Consider the following 4005-nt stretch of genomic DNA (forward strand, 5'->3'; position numbering starts at 1 on the left):
GTCCTAGGCGTGGGTGTCGTTGAGCCAGGCGGTCCACGCCCCGGTGGCCCGCTGCTCGTCGGCGTCCTCGGCGAACAGGTGGTGAGCCAGCCAGATCGGCGTGCCCCAGGTGCTGCCGTTGAAGAAGCGGTAGAGCGTGTCCGGGCCGCGCAGGCCGACGAAGTCGGGGCTGAGCCAGTCCACGACCACCTCTTCCGGGCCGCCGTCCGGGCCGGGGACGTGGAGTGTGAGCCGGTCGCCGACGGCCGCGTCCTCGGCGAGGCCGAGGCGTCGGCGCAGGGCGGCGAAGTCGGCCGGGTCGGAGGTGGGTTCGGGGCGCTGGGCCTTGACGTAGACGGCGGGGCGGCCGGCGAAGTGCCGCAGGTACTCGGCGAGGCCGTGCTGGTAGAAGTCGACGTGCTTCTCGGCCGCGTCCGACTTGGCGTCCCACCTCCAGGCCTCGTCGACGACGCCCGTGTGCACCCAGTGGATTCCCATCCGCAGGTGGCTCGTTCCGCCGTCGGCCGGCTCGATGTGGTAGCTGAGCGTGTTGGAGAACCCGCCGTCCTGGGTCGCGCGGACGGCGAAGCGCCGCGGCGGCTCCCAGGCCACGACAGTGGCGTCGCCCCGGGTGGCCTTTCCGCCCACGCGCGGCTCGACCTCCATCGGGTACAGCCAGCCGAGGTTGCCGGCGCCGGTGGCGACCGCGTCCCAGACCTGTTCGGGCGTGGCGGGCAGGTCCTGTTCCCGGCGGACCTCGAACTCTCGGGCCATGGTCGGTTCTCCTTCGTCGTCGTTCATGATCAGTAGCCGTCGTTCATGGTCAGTAGGTGAGCGGGAGGGTGCTCAGCCGCCGTTGCAGCGGGTTGGGCCGCCAGTCCAGCGCCGTCTCGTCGGCCAGCCGCAGCTCGGGCAGCCGGCGCACCAGCGTGCCGATCGCCACCTCGGCCTGGAGCTTGGCCAGTGGGCCGCCGAGGCAGAAGTGCGGTCCGTGGCCGAAGCTCAGGTGCCGGTTGCCGGGGCGGGTCAGGTCGAGCCGGTCGGGGTCCTCGAAGCGCTCGGGATCGCGGTTGGTCGCACCGAGGAACAGGTACGCCAACTCGCCCTCCCGCAGCGTCCGTCCGCCGATCTCCAGGTCCTCCGCGACGACCCGGACGATCGCCTGGGTCACCGTGTCGTAGCGGGCCAGTTCCTCGACGGCGCCGCGGATCAGCCCCGGGTCCGCGCGCAGCCGGGCCAGTTGGTCCGGGTGGCGCAGCAGGGCGAGGACGCCGTTGCCGAGCAGGTGGGTGGTGGTCTCGTCGCCGGCGGTGATCAGGACGAAGCAGGTGGACAGCAGTTCGGAGTCGGTGAGCCGGTCGTCCTGCGCCTGGGTGGCGACCAGGGCGCTGATGAGGTCGTCGCCCGGTTCGCGCCGGCGCTGCCGGATGAGCCCGGACAGGTACTCCTCGTACTGCCCGATCGCCTCCTCGGACTTGTCGATGTCCTCGCCCAGCCGGCCGAAGCGGCGGAACCAGGTCTTGACCTGCGGGCGGTCCTCGTCCGGAATGCCGAAGAGCTCACAGACGACGGACATCGGCAGCGGGGCGGCGACCGCCTCGATCAGGTCCATGGCCGGCCCCGCCGCGATCGACTCGTCGATGAGCCGGTCGACGATGCGCTGGATGCCGTCGCGCAGGGCTTCGACGCGCCGGGCGGTGAACGCGCGGTTGGCGAGCTTGCGCAGCCGGGCGTGGTCCGGCGGGTCGGTGTTGGTCATCACCCGGCCGAGCCGGTCGGTGAGCCGGCTGAAGGCCTTGAGGTCGCCGCCGAGCGCTCCGTAGGCGCGGGTCATCCGGTCCCGGTCGTTGGACAGCCGCAGGTCGCTCAGGGCCGCCTCGACGTCGGCGTACCGGGTGAGGTACCAGATGCCCTGGGCGCTGCGGTGGACGGGGCTCTCGCGCCGCATGCGGGCGTAGAACGGGTACGGGTCCCGCCGGGCCTCGGGGGTGAGCAGGTCCGCGGCGTAGTCGTGGGGCGGGGCGAGGCCCGCCGCGGGGCGGGCCTCGTCCGTGGTGTCGGTCGGATTCACTACGGGCCGCGTTACCGCTGGGCGTCCATGGCGTCGGCGAGGCTCCTGGGCCGCATGTCGGTCCAGGACTTCTCGACGTACTCCAGGCAGGCGGCGTTGGTGTCGGGGCCGTGGGCGACGGTCCAGCCGTCGGGGACGTCCGCGAACCGGGGCCAGAGCGAGTGCTGGTTCTCGTCGTTGACGAGCACGAGGAAGGTGCCGTCCTGGTCGTCGAAGGGGTTGGTCATGGGTCAGTCCTCCTGGTGGGAAAGGGTGGTGGTGCCGTCGGTGTCGCCGGTCGCCTCGGTGATCCTGGCGGCCAGGATCGGCCCGATCTGGGCGAGCGAGCCGGCTTGGGTCATCCGGTCGTGCCGGGTGGTGATCTCGTGGGATTCGATCCGGCCGGCGACGTACGGGCGCCAGATTGCGGGCCCCGCGTTGTCCTCGACCCGGTCGATCGTGGAGTTGAACAGCAGCAGGTCTCCGCCGAACCTGCCGGGGACGAAGTCGACCGCCAGCTTGGCGTTGTTGATCATGATCTCGACGATCACCTCGATCTGTCGCTCGTTCAGGCCGGCCAGTGCGCTGCCCCGCCGGTTCAGGACCTCGGCAACCTCGGCGTAGGTGATCTCCTGGTCGCCCAGCTCGTCCGGGTCGACGTCGAGCACCCCGACGAGCACGTCGCGCACGGTGGGCACCGGCACCTCCGCGAACTGCACGTCCTTCACCGGGTAGGCGTCGAGGATCGCCAGCAGTGCGGTCCGTTCGCCGCGCGACTGCAGCTCGCAGGCGAGCGCGTGGGCGATCAGCCCGCCGGCGGACCAGCCGAGGAGCAGGTACGGGCCCTCCGGCTGGATCTTCTGGATCTGGTCGGCGTAGTCGGCCGCCATCTCCTCGTAGGACGTCGGCAGGGGTTCGGGCCGGCCGAGGCCGCGCGCCTGGATGGCGTAGACGGGGTGCTGCGGGCCGAGGTGGTTCAGCAGTCCGCTGTACGACCAGCTGATGCCGCCGCCGGGGTGGACGCAGAACAGCGGTGTGCCGGTCCCGGTCGAACGCAGCGGCAGCACCACGTCCAACGCGTCGTCGGGATTGTCCATGACCAGGCGCTCGGTGAGACCGGCCACGGTCGGCGCCTCGAACAGCATGCGCAGGCCCAACTCCAGGCCGAGCGTCTCGCGGACGCGGGAGGCCAGGCGGGCGGCCAGCAGCGAGTGCCCGCCCAGGTCGAAGAAGTTGTCGTCGATGCTCACCTGCTCCCGGCCGAGGACCTCGGCGACGAGACCGCACAGCAGCTGCTCCTGCGGCGTCCGGGGTCCGCGTCCGGCGTCCGAGGCCCCGTACTCGGGGGCGGGCAGGGCGGCCCGGTCGAGCTTGCCGTTGGCGGTCAGCGGCAGCGCGTCCAGGGTGACGAACGCCGCCGGCACCATGTAGTCGGGCAGGTCGCGGCGCAGCCGGCCGGACAGCTCGGCCGCCTCGGGCGCGCCCTCGGGGGCGGGCACCAGGTAGGCGACCAGGCGCTTGTCACCCGGCCGGTCCTCGCGGGCGACCACGGCCGCCTGGGCGACGCCCGGGCAGCCCGCCAGAACGGCCTCGATCTCGCCGGGCTCGATCCGCAGGCCGCGCAGCTTGACCTGGTGGTCGGCGCGTCCGGCGAAGTCCAGCGTGCCGTCGGTCCGCCACGACGCGAGGTCGCCGGTGCGGTACATCCGGCTGCCGGACGGCCCGTACGGGTCGGCGGTGAAGCGCTCCGCCGTCAGGCCGGCCCGCCCGAGGTAGCCGCGGGCCACGCCCGTCCCCGCGAGGTACAGCTCGCCGACCATGCCGGTCGGCATCGGGCGCAGCCGGTCGTCGAGCACGTAGGCGCGCATGTTCGCCATCGGTCGGCCGATCGGCACGGTCGCGGCGTGTTCGGGGAGGTCGACCACCGGGTGCCAGGTGGCCAGGGTGGTGGCCTCGGTGGGCCCGTAGCCGTTGAC

The 4005-nt window shown here is 72.5% G+C and carries 4 protein-coding genes; all 4 read right to left on the reverse strand.

The features are described from left to right. Positions 1-3: 3 nt before the first annotated feature. Positions 4-753, reverse strand: a complete 750-nt coding sequence (locus ACIQOV_RS31085) for an SRPBCC domain-containing protein (protein ID WP_401053972.1) — start codon at positions 751-753, stop codon at positions 4-6. A gap of 49 nt (positions 754-802) precedes the next feature. Then, positions 803-2050, reverse strand: a complete 1248-nt coding sequence (locus tag ACIQOV_RS31090) for a cytochrome P450 (RefSeq protein ID WP_401053973.1) — start codon at positions 2048-2050, stop codon at positions 803-805. An 11-nt stretch (positions 2051-2061) separates the two neighbouring features. After that, a complete protein-coding gene (locus ACIQOV_RS31095; RefSeq protein WP_401053975.1) occupies positions 2062-2277 on the reverse strand; it encodes an MbtH family protein in 216 nt (71 codons plus the stop codon). Positions 2278-2280: 3 nt separating this feature from the next. Continuing rightward, on the reverse strand, positions 2281-4005 hold a 1725-nt coding region (locus tag ACIQOV_RS31100), incomplete at its 5' end, for an alpha/beta fold hydrolase (protein WP_401053976.1).

Origin of the sequence: Kitasatospora sp. NPDC091257 (assembly GCF_044757675.1) — a bacterium.
GTDB lineage: Bacteria > Actinomycetota > Actinomycetes > Streptomycetales > Streptomycetaceae > Kitasatospora > Kitasatospora lactacystinica.